Below are 16,670 nucleotides of genomic sequence, written 5' to 3'. Positions count from 1 at the left end.
GGATCAGCGTGGACACGGCAGACTTGTTCTCGGGCATCGTGGGTGAACCTTCCTGGTGAATCTTGGTCGAGAATCCGGGCTCCCACGATGCCCCCCACCAGAGAGGACCCCTCGCGGGAATTGCCACCACACTACGAGACCCACCCATCCGTAGCGGGTTTCAGCGAGCAGTCGCCCCCTCAACCGACTACAGCAATTGATGCTTGCGCAGGTCAGAGCCGGTTTGCCGGCAGGCGGGCGAGAAGGCGCCGGTTCATTCCCGCTACGGATGGACACTTGTGCCTCGCGAATGGCTGGTAGAGAGACGGGCGCGGCCCAGGTGGGGCGTCCTCGGCCGCACCCCTTCCGCCCTCAGCGGGCGGAAGGGACCGTGGTGCCATTGCCCGCCCTCCGGCCTGATTCGTACGGTGAGTCAAGTCAGCTCGCAGCGCCGCGACACGTTGCGCCGCCGACGCGCCCTCGCTCCGCGCGGGCACTGCACGATCACCCATCACCGGACGGGACTGCTTACAGGCTCCGTCGGCCCCACAAAGGACGTGGACAAACGTGGACACCACAGACAGCACCGGCAACATCGACCGCCACTTCGACGCCGTCGTCATCGGCTCCGGCCCCGCAGGTTCGACGGCGGTGCGAGAACTGACCGCCGCAGGCATGGACGTGCTGCTGCTGGAGGCCGGCCGTGAGCTCACCGAAGAGGACTTCACCCCGCCGGTGTACGGCAAGCCCAAGCCCATGGGCATGGACATCATGACCCGCGCCAAGCGGATGCTGGGCAGCCGCCAGTTCAACCAGGCCCGGCGCTCCTTCTACTCCGACTCCTCCTCCCGGTTCCTCGTCGACGACCTGGCCAACCCCTACACCTACCCGGTCGACGCCCCCTACCTGTGGGTGCGCTCCCGGCTGCTGGGCGGGCGCATGCACGCCTATGGGCGTGTGCTCCAGCGCATGAGCGACGTCGACTTCAAGGCCGCCAGCCTCGATGGCGTGGGCACCGACTGGCCCTTCGAGTACGCCGACCTGGCCCCCTACTACGACCGGGTGGAGGAGCTCGTCGGCGTTTACGGCGACGCCGACCCCGGCGTGGAGCACCCGCCGGCCGGCAAGTACGTGGGCCCCGGGCACCTGAACGAGATGGAGCAGGAGTTCAAGCAGGTCGTCGAGTCGCGCTGGCCGGAGCGGCACGTGATCTCCTGGCGCTTCCAGGCCCCCTTCCTCGACCGCGTGCCCCCGGGCATCCGCGAGGCCCGCAAGACCGGCCGCCTGACCATCCGCACCGGCGCCGTCGTCTCCCGCATCACCACCAACCGCCGCACCGGCCTGGCCACCGGCGCCGTCTTCATCGACGCCGACACCAAGCGCGAGCACCGGGTCACCGCGGACGTGGTCATGCTGTGCGCCTCCGCCATCGAGTCCGTGCGGCTGCTGCTGAACTCCGGCTCGGGCCGCCACCCCGGCGGTCTGGCGAACTCCAACGGGCTGGTGGGCCACTACCTGATGGAGCAGTCCATGACGCTGGGCTTCGGAGACGACGCCCGCCGCCCGGGCTACTTCGGCCCCTCCTCGCAGTGCGAGCCGGATCCCTTCTACGGCAACTCCGGAGGCTTCCTGATCCCCCGCTACCAGAACCTGCACGGGCAGACCGAGGCCTACAAGCGCGGCTACTCCTTCCAGGGGCTGGCCGGGCGCGTGCCGGTACCGGAGGACTCCCCCGCCATGTTCGGCTTCGGCGCCGGTGGGGAGATGCTGTCCCAGTACGGCAACCACGTCTCGCTCTCGCGGCGCGTGAAGGACAAGTGGGGCATTCCCGCGGCGCACATCGTGTGCCGCCCGGATGACAACGACCGGGCCATGGTCGACGCCGCCGTGCGCGACGTCACCGAGATGATGGAGGCCGGCGGCTACCGGACGAACTTCGTGGCCTCCACCTTCGGGGTGCACTCCAAGCGGGTGTGGCCGGACTTCAACCCGGTGCAGCGGGCCATGTTCCGGGTGGGCATCCGCATGAGCCTGATGATGGGCGTGTCCATCCACGAGGCCGGCGGCGCCCGCATGGGCCACGACCCGGCCACCAGCGTGCTCAACGGCGTGTGCCAGTCCTGGGACGTCCCCAACCTGTTCGTCACCGACGCCGCCTCCTTCCCCACCGGCTCCACCGAGGGGCCGGCGCTGACCATCATGGCGGTCACCGCCCGCGCCTGCGACTACGTCGCCCGGGCGCACGCATCCGGCGAGCTGACCCGGCCCACCCAGGACGTGGTGCTGTAAGCCCTGCCGGGGCGGTCGCTGCGGGGACGACGGCGAGAGCGCGCCTTCCCCGCAGCGGCCGCGCTCCCCATCCGCCGAGCTGGGGCGGGCCCCGTCCGCTCGGGTCTCCGCCCGGCGAGGTGCCGGGGTGACCTGCACTGCCCAAAATGCCCGGTCCGGGCATAAGCCCACGGCCCTGCTCGCCGCCACGAGCAGGGCCGTTTTTCGTTGAAATATTGCGGCTGACGACGCCGATCCGAGCACCTCGGTGTGGTGCGTCACCCCGCTCTTGGGCGTTTTTGCCGCCGTCAGCACTGATAGCGTGATGCCACAGCCGCCGAACGGACATCCATCCAGGAGGGAACGGGCAACCGGAACCCACGGCGGATCCATTCAAGGCTGCACAACACAATCCGATTCAATTCAACTCAAGGAGCAACACATGTTCTTCAACACCATCGACGCCAACACCGCTCGCGCCATCGCCGAGATCGTCAACGACCGTCTCGCCGAGAAGACCACTGACGAGCAGCACTGAGCTCACCAAGCCCCCGCGGCGGCCGTAGCGCCGCAGCAGCGCAGAGCAGTCCCGCCAGTCGGGACGGGGCACGCAGCCAGGCCGGAGACATCGGGGTCTCCGGCCTTTGTTGTATCCATTGCACGCCAGGCGCATGCGCACCTGCCACCGTCGTCGTCGGCCTTCCGGCCGCACTCCCCGAGCTCGCCCCGAGCCCGCTCAGACTCGGCCCGCCCCCATCCACACCTCGGTCTGCCGACGCGCCCGACTCCTCCCTCCCGGAAGCACATCATGCTCACCATCGTCCCCACCACCACCCCGGAGGCCAACACGATCCGCACGATCGCGGAGCCCACCAACACCACTCTGAAGGACCAAGCCGCCAAGCAGACCGCACACAACGCACACGCAGCCGACAGCCGCCTCCACACCCCGCTTGGAGCCCGGACCGTGAAACTGCCGCTGAGCTGAGGTCCCGCCGACCTATAGCATGGCGGCGTGACCGAGGACGACGCGCTGGCCTTGGCGCTGAACCTGCTCGCCGAGAGGTTCCCCCTCTACGACTGGACCTACCGGGAGGTGCCCGGAACCGACGGCAGCGAGGTGGGCTTCGAGTGGTTCGGCGAAGACGATGAGGAGGTCATGGTCTGCGTCTTCCGCGGCAGCGGCATCGGCGAGCGCTTCCACCGCCACGGGTTCTTCTTCCTCAACTACGCCTACCGAGGTGACTATCGGGCCCTGAGTCACCGGCCCGACAACCTGGTGACGGTGCACGAGGGCCAGATGTACGCGGGCCAGCCCTTCCACGGCTACGCCCTGCGCTCCAGCGTCGGCGAGCAGTGCACGATCGTGGGCGTGCTGGTGCGTACCCAGACCTTCTACCGGGAGTTCCTCCCGCCGGTCATGGCCGATGCCGAGCTGCTGGACTTCTACCTGGGTCCACGCGAGGACGCCTTCAGTGACGAGTTCAGGCACGTCACCATCCCCGGCTCCTCCCCGGTACGGCGACTGCTGGAGATGATGGTGGTGGAGTACGCCAATCGACGCGGCGACTCCCAGCAGATCCTCAAGCCACTGGCCCTGGCGCTGGTGGAACTGGTGGCCCGGGAATGGCGCGCGGAGCACGCAGGGCGCTCGGGACGAGCCGAGACCGGGGGCTCCGAATGCGGTGGAGTAACCGGCGTTGGAGCCGGCAGCCCCGGGAGAACCGGGGTGTTAGGCCGGCCCGTCTCCTCCACCGTTATTGACGCCGTGTCCCGGGATCTGGGGCACGTCAGCCTGCGGGCGTTGGCCGAGCGACTGGGGTACCACCCCAACTACCTGAGCACACTGGTGCGCAAGGAGACGGGGAAGAGCTTCTCTCAGCTGGTCCTCCAGTTGCGCATGGAGCGTGCCGCCCTTCTGGCGGACCGGACCACGCTGGCGGTGGAGGAGATCGCCCGGAACGTGGGCTACTCCTCCACGAGCAACTTCTACCGGGCCTATATGGGCTACTTCGGCCACTCTCCGCGGGGAACCAGCCAGGCGTAGCCCCTGCCCGGTACGGGGAGCAGTCCGGGGCGCGCGGGCCGAAGTCTGAGGATCTACCCCGGTGGAGCTGAGGAATGGGCGCTGTGCGGGACGGGACCCGAATGACAGGCTTCGAGGTGGACCAGCAAGCAGGAGGACACCATGACCGTACGGCCACCCGCCTCACCCGACTCGTCTGCCGCAGCCGCATCAGCCGCCATGAGCGAGCTGGACAAGCTCGAGGCGGGCCTGGAGTACCGCTACGACGATCCCGCGGTCGCCCGGCGCAAGGACACCGCCTCCGCGCTCTGCCGCCGGCTCAACGACTGCGACCCCCTGGACGCCGCCGCCCGCGAGGCCGCGGCCCGCGAGCTCCTGGGCTCGGCCGGTGAGGGCCTGGACATCCAGCCCGGTTTCCACTGCGACTACGGGAAGAACATCCACGTGGGCAGGAGCTTCACCGCCAACTACAACGTCACCATCCTGGACGGCGCGCCGGTGCGCGTCGGCGACTACTGCATGGTGGGACCGAACACCATCATCGCCACCACCGGCCACCCGCTGAAGGCCGAGGCTCGTCGTCAGCGCAAGGCGGTCAGCCGCCCCATCACCATCGGCGACGACGTGTGGCTGGGCGGCAATGTCACCGTCCTGCCGGGCGTGACCATCGGCAGCAACGTCGTCGTGGCCGCGGGCGCCGTCGTCACCAAGGACGTCCCCAGCGGGAGCGTCGTCGCCGGGGTGCCCGCCCGGGTGGTGCGCACCCTCGACGGCGACTGAGCCCTCCTGTGTCGGCTGGACCAGAAAACTCAGAGCAATCGGGAGACAACCATGCAGGACATCACCGGAAAGACCGCGATCATCACGGGAGCAAGCTCCGGCATCGGCAGGGCGTCCGCCCTCGCGCTGGCCGAGGAGGGGGTCAACCTCGTGCTGACCGCCCGCTCCGAGGACAAACTCGCGGGCATCGCTAAGCAGTGCCGCGATCTGGGTGTACAGGCCGTCTACCACGCCGGTGACGCCCGCGAGGAGGCCACCGCGGCCGAGACCGTCGGGCTGGCCGTGAACACCTTCGGGGGCATCGACATCCTCCTGTCCAACGCGGGCATCGGCATCGCCGGGCCGTTCCTGGACTCCACCATGGAGACCTACGACGTGCAGATGGACACCAACGTGCGCTCGTCCTACGCGTTCTGCCTGCACGCCGTGCCCGAGCTGATCAAGCAGGAGGAGTCCCAGCTGATCATCGTCTCCTCGGTCACCGGCATCAACGGCCACGCCCTGGAGGTCGCCTACTCCGCCACCAAGTTCGCCAACCGGGGCATGGCGCAGGCCCTCAACCTGGAGTTCCGCGAGCAGGGCCTCAAGGTGTGCACGCTGTGCCCCTCGGCCACCAACACCGAGTTCCAGGTCGGGGCCGGACGCACGCGGGAGGAGAACGACGCCCGCCTCATGCTGCTGCCGCAGGATGTGGCCGATGCCGTGGTGTTCGTCTGCAGGCAGAGCCAGGGCACCAGCCGCGTGATGGAGATGACCCTGGCGGCCATGTACGGGAACTGAACCCGTGCCCTCGCCGAGCATCGCCAAGCGCAAAGGCACGACGGAGCGCGCCCGAGATGAACGCGCCCAGATCCGTGTGCTCCCGGCGCGCCCCCTCAGGCGAGCAGATCACGCAGCAGGACCGCCATGTTCGTGGACAGGTTGGCATGATGGTCCGTCACGTACAGCACGCCGTCACGCGTCGAGCTGCGCAGGTCGAGGACGTGGGAGGCGAACCACTCCAGGCTTATCCATAGGCAACCGTCACGGTGCACGGCCTCGGCGAGCATCGAGGTCACGCGTCCGTTCCTCACGCACCCGATGCCGCCGCGCGCGAACTGAAGGGTCTGCCCGTCGGCCAGCGTCAGGACCGCCACGGCGCCGTCCTCGGACTCCTCCAGCGCGGCGTCGAAGGCGCGTGCGATGAAGCGCAGGGGAACATAGACGTACTCCCCGCGCACGCGTGCGTCACCGCCCAGCCCGTGGTACTTGAGCTTCCTCCAGGTGAAGGCCTCCCCGCCAAGATCGACGACGCCTCCGCAGACCCAGGCACGACGGCAGCCGTTCGCCACCGCGATCGCGAAGCGGTCTCCGCGCCGCGGGCATGAGGGCCCCGTGTCCTGGATGGATCCGTCCTCATGACGACGCACGCCCGAGAACAAGTAGTCCCAGACGAGCTCGGCGTCATCGAAGGTCTGGCCGTGATCGCGGTTGCGCACGTCCCGGAACACCAGGTCCGCGTATCCGCCCCGATAGAACGCGAAATTGTCATCCCCGCGGATGGAGATGGCGGGAGGCTCGGCGATCCCATTGACGGCCAGCCAGTACTCGCGGTTGCGACGGACCACCTCCTGAACGGGCATCCCCGCATCCTTCGGCGGCCCGTCGAGGTCGAGCCGCGACTGCCAGATGGCCAGCGGACCGGCCCGGTTCAGAATGCCTCCATCGGCGTCGAAGAGAAGGTTGGGTTTGGCCGGGCCTCCGGACCCGGCCGCGCCCGCCAGAACGTCCCCGAAGTAGCGGGCGAACTGGGAGGTCATGAGGTTCCCCATTGACATGCCCTGCATGAACACCCGGCTCCGGTCGATGGAGTACTCCTGGCAGCAGTGCTCGATCAGTCCGAGGATGAAGCGCAGATCGTGGTTGTCCTCCGGATCGGCGGGAGGGGTGTTCAAGTACATGCCCTCCGCATCCGGACGGGTGAAGGCCTCGACGTCCTCGGCGGCGACGTCCACGGTCCAGAAGTTCCGGGTTCCGGCGCTCGGGAACACCACGATGAAGCCCTCGCGGTCGGCCACATTGGTCCACGAGGTGTACACGGCCTGCGCCCACCCGGTCATCATGCCGCCGTGCAGGGAGACGACGAGCGGCACGGGGACAGTCGGGTCATAGGACTCGGGCACGTAGAGGTACCAGTGGTCGATGACGCCGTCAGCGATCTCTCCGGAGCATTCAGCCAGTCGGGGAGGAAATGGCTGGGAGTTGTTGCCGTTCTCATTGACGACGATGCTGGAGTTCTTGAGGGACTGTGGGAGATAGTCCCGGTTGTCGTCGTCCGGGATGCCCGGGCGGATGAATGCTGATCCTCGTGTCATGTGATAAGCCTTTCGCTGTGCTGAATTCCGCGCCTGACCCGGTGTCTCAGAGGCGCGCATCCTCAAGCTCGAAGAACTCAAGGGCCTCGCGGATGGCGCGGTCCCAGAAGTCCCACTCGTGTCCGTACCCCGCGGTGACGATGAACTCGGCCTCAAGGCCGATCTTCTCGGCATGCTCCTTGAAGGTCATCAGATCGGGGAGGATGTAGTCGTCATCGCCGCCCGTGTGGAAGCGCAGCCGTGGCAGTACCCCGCTGGCTGCCTTCTCATTGATGATCTGCCAAACGTTCTCCTCCGAGGTCTTGAAGGCCTCCAGGCCACCGGCGTTGTCGGCCATGCTCGCCAGGCGCCGCGCGAAGATGTCATCCGAGGCGAGGTACTCCTCGGTGAGGAGATCGAAGTTCTTCGGCGTGGCGGAGAGCACCGCCGCCGCGATGAAGAGTTCCGGGTGGTTGACCGCGAATTTGATGGTGGCTCGCCCACCCATGGACAGGCCCGCGATGAAGTTGTCCTCCCGCCGGCGTGAGACCGGGAACCAGTTCCATACCAGCGGCATGAGCTCCTTGATGAGGTAGTCGTATGCGTCGTAGCCCAGCATCGCGCCGCTCCAGTTGGAGAAGTTGGAGTTCTGCCCGCTCGGCATGACCACCGCGATGCCCTTGTCGACGGCGTAGCGCTCAATATTGGTCTTGCGCACCCAGTCGCTGTGGTCGCCGAAGGTCCCGTGCAGCAGCCACAGAACCTTCAGGTCCCGGGTCTGCTCGTAGTAGTCGGCCGGTTCCTCGGCCTGGGGGCGATCCGGCAGGATCATCGTGAACTCCTGATTCGCGCGCAGGTAGCTGCTCTCGAAGTTCATGGTCAGCAACGCCATAGCTTCTCCTCGTGTCATCGAATCCGGCACGGCATCCTTGCCACACCGATGGTGCGCAGCAACTATCCGCCCCTCGCCGCCCCCGCGTGATCCGCCATCCGGCGGCGATATCCCGGATGATCGCGCCGCGATGGCGGCTCAAGCGCAACGTACATCCTGATTGACTCGGCCCATGACGCGGATCGCAGTGCGGCGCACACCGCCCACCTGCGCCGCACCTGAACAGTTCTCGTCCACGCCAGAGGCGCCGATCCGAGTGAGACATCGAGGTCACGCATGTCCGCAGTCAACAACCAACGCATCTGGTCGACTGGATTCACCATCATCTTCGTCATCAACGTCATCATCAACTTCGCGCAGTACATGATGATCACACTGGTGCCCAAGTTCGCCGAGTCCCTGGGGGCCTCGGCCGTGGTCATCGGCGTGGTCACCGGGACCTTCGCGATCACGGCGCTGGCGGTTCGTCCCCTGGTCGGGCCGGCCACCCTGCGCCTTCGCAGCCAATGGCTGCTTGCGGGCACGCTTCTGATTCTCATGACCGCCTTCATCCTTTACTCCTCGGCAAGCAGTGTCATGGGCCTGTTCATGGCGCGTCTTCTACACGGAACGGGCATGGGATTCCTGGCCCCCGTAACTCTGTCGCTCGCCAGCCAGGCCCTCCCGGCGGAGCGCATGGCGCAGGGCATTGGGGTCTTCTCCCTGGGCCAGGCGGTGGCCACGGCCGTCGGCCCGTCAACGGGGCTCTGGCTGCTGGGCGTGGTCGGCTACCGGGGAACCTTCCTGACCTCTGGCGGCCTCATCGTGATCGCCTTCCTCATGACCTGGGCTCTCTCCCCCGCACCTCCGCCGACGCGCACCGGCGGCACGTCCTTCTCCTGGCGATCCGTCATTGCACCCGAGGCGGTGGTCCCGGCCATCGTCATCTTCTTCCTGGCCGGCGCGTACTCGGGTATCAACGCCTTCATCGTTCTGCTCGGCGAGTCCGTCGGAGTCGCCGACATAGGCATGTTCTTCACCGCCTACGCCCTCGCAATCGTGATCTCGCGCCCCTTGGCGGGGCGTATCTCCGACCGGCACGGCCTGGCTGTCGTCATCGTGCCGGGCATGGCGGTCTTCGGACTCGCATTCGTCGTCGTCAGCCAGGCGCATTCCTTGGCCATGTTTCTAGTGGCCGGAGTGCTCTCGGCCCTGGGCTACGGCATCTGCCAGCCCGCGGTCCAGACCTGGTGCCTGATCAGCGTTGAGCCGGCGCGAAGGGGCATCGCGAGCAACACCAACTACATCGGCGTCGACCTGGCCTATCTCGTGATGCCGGTGGTCGCCGGTGCGATCGTCTCCTGGCTCCGTGATGCAGGCGCCTCGGTGGCGTCCTCGTATCAGATCATGTATCTCTCCCTGATCGTCCCCGTGGCCATCGGCATGGCCGTGTTCCTCGTCTATGGACGGCGCAGTCTGTCCCATCAGATCAACAACCCGAATGACCGGAGGTCATCATGAAGCCCGTCGTCAACCAGGCCATGCTCATCACCTACGCGGACTCCCTGGGAGGTGACCTGAAACAATTGCGTGCCGCCCTGGACGTCCACCTGCCGGGGGCGTTCGGAGGCCTCCACATCCTGCCCTTCTTCCGTTCCTCGGGAGACCGCGGCTTCGCGGTCATCGACTACGACGCCGTCGACCCCGCCTTCGGCGACTGGTCGGACATCGACGCCCTCGGCGAGGACTACTTCCTCATGGCCGACTTCATGCTCAATCATGCCTCTATCCGCTCCCACGAGTTCCTCGACTACATGGCTCGTGGAGAGGACTCCGCCTACCGATCCATGTTCATCGACTGGGATGAGTTCTGGCCCGAGGGCGAGCCCACGAGCAAGGACATGGAGCTTCTTTATCGACGCAAGCCGGGCGGCCCGGTCAAGGAGTTCACCCGGGCGGACGGGAGGACCGTGCGGATCTGGAACACCTTCTTCGACGAACAGGTGGACATCGACCCCTACGATCCCGCCACGCAGGCGTACTACGAGCGCAACCTCAGCCGACTGGCCCGGCACGTGGCGGCCATCCGGTTCGACGCCTTCGCCTATGCGACTAAGCGCCCCGGCACCAGCTGCTTCTTCGTCGAACCAGATGTCTGGGAGGTCCTCGAAATCGGCTTGAAGCCCCTGCGGCCTTACGGCACCGTCATGCTCCCGGAGATACATGAGAACTACCGCACGCAGATGAAGATTGCCGACAAGGGCCACTGGGTCTACGACTTCGCCCTGCCCATGCTGACTCTGCATGCGCTGTTCACCGGGCGCACAGATCGTCTCGCCCACTGGCTGGAGATCTGCCCCCGCCGCCAGTTCACCACTCTGGACACGCACGACGGAATCGGCGTGGTAGACGTCGTCGGCCTGCTCAGCGACGCTGAGATCGACCTGGTCTCACAGCGGGTCGACGCCAACACGGCGAGCCTCAAGGGGCACGGGCCCGCTCTCCCGGCAATCCGCAGGGACGGCAAGAAGGTCCGCTACCAGCTGATGACCTCCTACTACTCGGCTCTGGGGGAGGACGACGCCGCCCTCCTCCTCGCCCGTGTCTTCCAGCTCTTCGTGCCCGGAATCCCACAGCTGTACTACGTCGGGACCCTCTTCGGCGCGAACGACATCGCCGCGCTGGATCGGGTGGGCGATCCGCGCGCCGCCAACCGACACGACTACTCGGAGGCGGAGATCGCTCAGGCAGTGGCCCGCCCCGCGGTGCAGACGCTCCTGGCCGCCCTGCGCCTGCGCAACACCTTCCCCGCCTTCAACGGTCATTGCAGCGTCTCGGACCGGGGCGCGGGCCGCATCAGCGTCGAGTGGGAGGACGGCGCCTGCGCGGTACTGCTGGAGGCGGACTTCTCCGAGCACGCCTTCGTTATCAAGGCTCGGCGAGGGCACGAGCCCTGGCGCCGGGTACTGGCATCCTGACGCCCCGCCGGCCGGGGCTGCCGACGGCGCGCACCCGGCCGGTCCCCCGGCTCAGGACCCGGACTGTGCTCCGCTCCGCGCCCAGGGGTCCAGCTCCGTGCCGAAGACGGCGAAGCGCTGGGCCACGCATCCCAGCCACAGGTAGAACAGGTGGCGGGAGTTGGACAGGTCGAGGTCGAAGGTGTTCTGAAGGCGATCGACGCGCTTCTGCACGGTGGAGTGGTGCAGGCCCAGCTCTACGCAGGCGCCCCGCACGGACTTGGCCCTGGTCAGGGCCGTCACGGTCTCCTCGAGCCAGGGGATCTGCTCGGCGGTGATCAGTTGCACCGTGGGATCGGTCATGACGTCCTGCGGCCTGGCATGGAGGAACAAGGGGGCGATCACCTTGAACCGGTCCCATTCCAACAGTTTGCCGAATGGAGCCATGCGGAGCACGGTTCGTGCCCGGCTCCACGACTCCATGATGTCGGTCGGTGCCACCGCAGGGCCGGCGCCGCCTCGGTGACCAGGAAACTCTGAATCCAACCTGGTCGAGGCGGGCTGGATGACGGCACGCACCCGGACGGCGCCGATATCGGTCGTTGCACTCAGCTGATCGGCTCCGGACATCTCCGTGGTGGCCAGGACCCGATAGGTCCTGTTGGCGTCCAGCCGCAGTGAGCCGATGAGCTGGACCTGCCGATCGGCGGCCACCGGGTCATTGAGGAGGATGGACCAGGCCTGGGCGGGGCTGGGGGCGAATGAGTCCATGCGGTCACGCCAGCGGCTGATCCCCTGCACCAGGCGTTCGAGCACCAGGCGGTCAGTGGTGCCGGGCTCGGGGTTCTCCACCCAGACCCGGCTACCGGTCTCCGGCGAGACTCTTGCTGTTGGCCAGCTGGGCTCGGGCCCTGTTGATCTGCTGGGTAGACGACGCCCCGCGGGGTCGACGCGGATGTCGATCCCGCGGTCCTGCAGGTTCATTCCCGTCACCGATCCGGTCAGCGCGGCGCCCCCGCGCAAGTATGCCTCCGGCCCGGCGCCGCTGCCGTCCAGACTGTCGAAGTAGTCCAGGACGCGCAGCGCCACACCGGCCTCCGTATCCCGGGAGGCGAGTCTGGACAGAAGGTCCCTCACCCAACCACCTTATCCTGGGGCCCATAGCCGAATATCCGGCCCAGCCAGCTGCTACGGGACTCCAGCGCCGCCCGCCCCACCGCGGTGTGGATGTGGTTCTCGAAGCCGTGGTAGCCGCCGTCCCACACATGCAGCTCGGCGGAGCCGCCCGCCTGCCAGATGCGGGCCGCGTAGTCGATGACCTCGGAGCGGAAGGTCTCGGCCGAGCCCACCTCCAGCAGGGCAGGCGGCAACCCCGACAGGTCATCCACCCGGCCGGGGGTGTTGAACCGGGTCTCCCCCGGTTCCGTACCGGCCAGGACCAGCGACCAGGCCCGCCGGTTCTCCTCCGCAGACCACGGTCCCGTCAGGGGTTCCTGCCGAACGGAGTCGCCGTCGGCGTCGGGGTCGAGCATCGGCGCCATGAGCAGTTGCCCCGCCAGAGGAGGGCCCGAGCGCTCTCTGGCGAGCAGAGCGGTGCCGGCAGCCAGCCCACCGCCGGCACTCATGCCGGCCACAACAATCGCCTCGGGGTTGATCCCCAGCGCCTGGGCGTGCTCGACCACATAGCACAGGGCGGTGTAGCAGTCCTCCACCAGGGTGGGGGCGGTGAACTCCGGCGCCAGCCGGTAGTCGACGCTGAAGACGCTGGCGCCGAAGTCGTCGATCCAGCCCTCGAAGTCCGTCACCCCGTCCCAGGGCGTACCCACCATCATTCCGCCACCGTGAATGTAGAACACGCAGGGGCGCAGGTCCCTGGCCCCTACTGCGTGGGTGTGCACCAGGCCGATGGGGTGTCCGTCAGCCGCGGGGACCGTGAGGTCCTCGACCAGGTACCCCCTGGCCTCGTAACCCTCACGGATCTCCTTGGAGAAGCCGCTGATATCGGCTCTCATTGCCTCCAGGGCCTCCGCGCTGAAGGGCATGGGCACGAAGCCTCGCACTGCCAGGGCACCTGCCAGCTCGGCGTCGTAGGCGGGACGCAGCGGAACCTGCCGGTTGCGTAGCTCACCCATGGTTCATCCTTTCACCGAGCCCTGGAGCAGGGCCTGCTTGAACTGGCGCTGGAAGATGACGAACACCAGAAGTGTGGGGACCATCATCAACAGTGCCGCGGCGCACAGCATGACGACGTCTGTGGCGTAGGCCCCCTGAAAACCGGCGAGTGCGCCGCCGACGGTCCGCTGGGAGGGGTCGTCGATCATCACCACGGTGAGCATGAAGTGGTTCCAAGTCCACAGGAAGCTCATCACCATAAGAGTGGACAGCGAGGCCTTGGCAATCGGCAGCTGGATACTGATGAAGGTGCGGATTGGTCCGGCGCCGTCGACCTGGGCGGACTCCTCCAGCGCCCCGGGGACTCCGAGAAAGTGGGTCCGCATCCAGAACACTCCGAAGGGCATCTGCATGGCCACCAGCGGCAGCGCCACGCTCCACACGGTATTGGTCAGGTGGAGGTCACGCATGGTGATGTAGAGCGGTGTCACCAGGCTCTCCGTGGGCAGGGTCAGACCCGTGAGGAAGACCAGGAAGAAGAGCGCGGCTCCGGGCACCTTCAGCCAGGTCAGGGCGTAGGCCGCCATGGTCGACAGGAGCAGGACCAGGGGCACCACAATGATCACCAGTCGAGCGCTGGAGACCATAAGTGTCGGGAACTTGGCCAGCTCGAAGGCAGTGGCGAAGTTCTCCCAGTGCAGGGCACCCGTGAAGGAGATCCCGGCGGGCAGCGTCCCCGGCTGCGCCAGTGCAACAGACAGCAGCGCGACGAAGGGCATAAGGGTGAAGATGGCCAGGGCGATGAGAAGAGCAGAACCTGAGAACCGCTCACGGCGTGAAATGCGCATGGTCGCGTCAGTCCTTCGAGCTGAGCTTCTGTAGCGGAATGATGACGAGCAGGACCACAGCCATGAGGACGATTCCCATGGCGGCGGCGGCTCCGACCTTCTGTTGGCTGAAGGCGAGGAAGTAGACCTCCACGCCCGGCACCATGGTGGCCCGCGCCGGGCCGCCCTGGGTGGTCATGTAGACGATGTCGAAGCTGGCGAGTGCGGCGATGATGGTCATGGTGGCGCACACGACGATCTCCCTGCGCAGACCCGGGAGCGTCACCGCGCGGAACTCCTGCCAGGCGTTGGCACCGTCGAGGCGGGCGGCCTCGTAGAGCCCCTGGTCGATCTTGGTGATGCCGGAGGACAGCATCATGGTGGTGATGCCCAGCAGGGCCCAGGTCCCGATGAACCCGATGGCCACCAGAGCGGTCTTCGTATCGCCCAACCAGGCCCGGGTAATGCCGCTGAGCCCGACGGCGTCGAGGATCTGGTTGACCAGGCCCTCGCGCGAGTAGATCCAACTCCAGCCGATGGCGGAGGCGGCCATGGGGATGACTTGGGGGAGGAACAGGACGGTTCGCACCAGGTCGCCGCCGCGCCGACGGGCGACGTGCCCGGTCAGCGCTGCCACCGCCAGGGCGAGGACCAGGGTCCCGCCGGTGAAGAACACCATCAGCTCGAAGGAGTGCAGCAGCGTCACGAGCTTGGACGTGTTGGTGAAGATGTCGGTGTAGTTCTTCACCCCCACGAAGGTGGCCTCCCCCACTCCGTTCCAGTCGTAGAAGGAGTACTGGATGGCACGCACGAAGGACCCCAGGATGAGCCACCCGTACAGGCCTGCCGCCGGGGCGAGGAAGGCGAGGGCAATGAGAGTTCGTTTCCAAGACCGGGACCGGCGCGCCCGGGTGACCGCCTGCACCATCAGCCGTTCAACTCCTGCTCGTACCCGTCCTGGATGGCCTGGACGAACTGTTCGGGCGTGGTCTGTCCGAGAAGGAGGGCCTGGCACTCGGGGGTCATGACGCCCATGCCGATGCCCGGCGTCGCATTGGCGATGAAGTCCACCGCGCCACCGGATTCGAGAATGGTGTTGAACGCCTGGGTGGTCTCCTGGACCAGTTGCACATCGCTCGTGGGCACCGGCAGGTCGGTGGGGCCGCCCGGAGAGCAGCCGATCGCGTCCACGACGATCTGGCGCGCGGAGACGTCGGTGTGAATCCAGTTGAGGAAGTATGCGGTGACGTCCTTGTGGGCAGCGGTTGCGGGGATGACGTAGTTGGCCGGGGCCGACATCGCCACCGGTGAGGCGTCCGCCGTGGTCCCGGGGAAGAGGAAGAACCCGACCCTGTCCCCCATGACCGAGGCCAGCCGCTGGGACTCCCAGTCGCCGTTGGGGACGAAGAGCGCATCACCGGCCTGGAAGTCGGCCATTGAGGTGGAGTAGTCGATCGAAACGGCGTCGCCGGGAATGACGCCGTTGCCGACCCACTCCTGGATCTTGGCGGCGGCCTGAATCATCGCGGGCTGAACGAAGGTGGCCCCGGACTTCTGGAAGATCCAGTCGTTGATCTCCTGCGAGTCGCCGTAGGCGTTCTGGAGCATTTGGAGGAGGTAGGGGGTCCCCACATCCTTGCCGGCCATGGCGATGGCCTTCTTGCCCGCGGCTACGGCGGCGGCACAGGCGGCGTCGAACTCGTCCAGAGTGGTGGGCGGCAGCGTCAGGCCCAGCTCGGCAGCCAGCTCGGTGTTGTAGAAGATGCCGGTGACGTTGTAGCCGATTCCCACCGCGTAGAGGGAGCCGACGCCCCGCTCACCGCTGTCATCCATGCGTGCGATCGCGAGCAGCGCCTGCGACCAGGAGTCCCAGCCGTAGGCCTCGGCATAGGGGTCCATGTTGGTGACGATCCCGTCCTCCGCCGCGGCGCTCAGCGCCGGCATGAAGCACAGCTCGGGAGGATCGTTGCGGGTGAGGATGCGGGAGATGTTCTGCCCCAGCGTCGCATTGGCCTCGGCGGTGATCTCGAAGGTCACCGTGTTGTGCTGAGCGGTGAAGGCCTCGCCGAGAGCCGTCACCGCATCGGCGGCCTCGGTGCTGGTCATAATGCGAATCTTCACGGGCTCGGCAGGCAGGGTTGTGGAGACGGCCCCGGCCGCCGAGCCCTCGGCGGAGGCTCCGCCTGAACCGGGCGCCGAGCACGCGGAGATCGTGGCCGCCACCAGCGCCACGGCGCTCGCGCCCAGCATGCGACGGCGATTCATAAGAGGAAGGTGCTTCGCACTCACGTCTGACTCCTTCAGTCGTCGTTGACAGGACGATCATCTTCCGGCGCGACCTGCACGACCGCCGCCATGTAGTCTCCGTTTCAGGACGTCCCACCGCCGAATGGCGGTGGGAGGTTCCCCAGCCCACCCCGCACCCTCGCCGAGATCGGTAGAAGTCACGTGCCGAGATCGGTCGCCATTGTCACCCGTTGTCCCCGACAAGCGCGGATCGGTAGGCTGAGCGACTGT

Annotated in this window: 14 protein-coding genes; 7 read left to right on the top strand and 7 right to left on the bottom strand. The window is 67.1% G+C overall.

The annotated features are described in order from the left end of the window. The first annotated feature begins 546 nt into the window (after nucleotides 1-546). From BLR49_RS04975 to BLR49_RS04955, 5 genes are all read left to right on the top strand, one after another. Nucleotides 547-2,268 carry a GMC oxidoreductase gene (locus BLR49_RS04975; RefSeq protein WP_092534343.1) on the top strand — a complete coding sequence of 574 codons (1,722 nt, stop codon included), beginning with the start codon at nucleotides 547-549 and terminating at the stop codon, nucleotides 2,266-2,268. Between the two features lie 787 nt (nucleotides 2,269-3,055). After that, nucleotides 3,056-3,235: a hypothetical protein gene (locus tag BLR49_RS04970; RefSeq protein WP_092534340.1), complete on the top strand. Its 180-nt coding sequence runs from the start codon at nucleotides 3,056-3,058 to the stop codon at nucleotides 3,233-3,235. Nucleotides 3,236-3,262: 27 nt separating this feature from the next. Then, nucleotides 3,263-4,294, top strand: coding sequence for a helix-turn-helix transcriptional regulator (locus BLR49_RS04965; RefSeq protein ID WP_092534336.1), 1,032 nt, complete (start codon nucleotides 3,263-3,265; stop codon nucleotides 4,292-4,294). A 141-nt stretch (nucleotides 4,295-4,435) separates the two neighbouring features. Beyond that, entirely contained in the window at nucleotides 4,436-5,053 is a 618-nt protein-coding gene (locus BLR49_RS04960; RefSeq protein WP_218121308.1) for a sugar O-acetyltransferase, read from the top strand. A 51-nt stretch (nucleotides 5,054-5,104) separates the two neighbouring features. Further along, nucleotides 5,105-5,833: an SDR family NAD(P)-dependent oxidoreductase gene (locus BLR49_RS04955; protein WP_092534333.1), complete on the top strand. Its 729-nt coding sequence runs from the start codon at nucleotides 5,105-5,107 to the stop codon at nucleotides 5,831-5,833. A gap of 95 nt (nucleotides 5,834-5,928) precedes the next feature. Here BLR49_RS04955 and BLR49_RS04950 read toward each other — a convergent pair whose 3' ends face one another. After that, nucleotides 5,929-7,407 carry a hypothetical protein gene (locus BLR49_RS04950; protein WP_092534330.1) on the bottom strand — a complete coding sequence of 493 codons (1,479 nt, stop codon included), beginning with the start codon at nucleotides 7,405-7,407 and terminating at the stop codon, nucleotides 5,929-5,931. Between the two features lie 46 nt (nucleotides 7,408-7,453). After that, nucleotides 7,454-8,278 carry an alpha/beta hydrolase gene (locus BLR49_RS04945; protein WP_092534327.1) on the bottom strand — a complete coding sequence of 275 codons (825 nt, stop codon included), beginning with the start codon at nucleotides 8,276-8,278 and terminating at the stop codon, nucleotides 7,454-7,456. Nucleotides 8,279-8,554: 276 nt separating this feature from the next. Here BLR49_RS04945 and BLR49_RS04940 point away from each other — a divergent pair, with 276 nt between their 5' ends. Both BLR49_RS04940 and gtfA read left to right on the top strand, forming a co-directional pair. After that, complete coding sequence (locus BLR49_RS04940; RefSeq protein ID WP_092534324.1) at nucleotides 8,555-9,778, top strand: MFS transporter; 1,224 nt, start codon at nucleotides 8,555-8,557, stop codon at nucleotides 9,776-9,778. After that, nucleotides 9,775-11,235 (top strand): sucrose phosphorylase, encoded by a 1,461-nt coding sequence (gene gtfA, locus BLR49_RS04935; protein WP_092534321.1) that lies wholly within the window; start codon nucleotides 9,775-9,777, stop codon nucleotides 11,233-11,235. The genes BLR49_RS04940 and gtfA overlap by 4 nt, the downstream gene beginning before the upstream one ends. 51 nt (nucleotides 11,236-11,286) lie before the next feature. Here the strand turns inward: gtfA and BLR49_RS04930 are convergent, their stop codons facing one another. Genes BLR49_RS04930 through BLR49_RS04910 form a run of 5 tightly spaced genes read right to left on the bottom strand, consistent with a single transcriptional unit; the run spans nucleotide 11,287 to nucleotide 16,442 of the window. Then, nucleotides 11,287-12,351, bottom strand: a complete 1,065-nt coding sequence (locus tag BLR49_RS04930; protein ID WP_143013701.1) for a helix-turn-helix domain-containing protein — start codon at nucleotides 12,349-12,351, stop codon at nucleotides 11,287-11,289. Continuing rightward, a complete protein-coding gene (locus tag BLR49_RS04925; protein ID WP_092534315.1) occupies nucleotides 12,348-13,346 on the bottom strand; it encodes an alpha/beta hydrolase in 999 nt (332 codons plus the stop codon). Before BLR49_RS04925 ends, BLR49_RS04930 begins: the two co-directional genes overlap by 4 nt. 3 nt (nucleotides 13,347-13,349) lie before the next feature. Then, the gene (locus tag BLR49_RS04920; protein ID WP_092534312.1) at nucleotides 13,350-14,174 is read right to left on the bottom strand and encodes a carbohydrate ABC transporter permease; all 825 of its coding nucleotides are present in this window, start codon (nucleotides 14,172-14,174) and stop codon (nucleotides 13,350-13,352) included. Between the two features lie 7 nt (nucleotides 14,175-14,181). Further along, nucleotides 14,182-15,081 (bottom strand): carbohydrate ABC transporter permease, encoded by a 900-nt coding sequence (locus tag BLR49_RS04915; protein WP_092534309.1) that lies wholly within the window; start codon nucleotides 15,079-15,081, stop codon nucleotides 14,182-14,184. Then, entirely contained in the window at nucleotides 15,081-16,442 is a 1,362-nt protein-coding gene (locus tag BLR49_RS04910) for an ABC transporter substrate-binding protein (protein ID WP_143013700.1), read from the bottom strand. The genes BLR49_RS04915 and BLR49_RS04910 overlap by 1 nt, the downstream gene beginning before the upstream one ends. Between the last annotated feature and the right edge of the window lie 228 nt (nucleotides 16,443-16,670).

The sequence above is a fragment of the Actinomyces ruminicola genome, from assembly GCF_900103885.1.
Taxonomy (GTDB): domain Bacteria; phylum Actinomycetota; class Actinomycetes; order Actinomycetales; family Actinomycetaceae; genus Actinomyces; species Actinomyces ruminicola.
The sequence above is the reverse complement of the archived record's forward strand: the minus strand, read 5'-3'. Positions and strand labels throughout refer to the sequence as shown.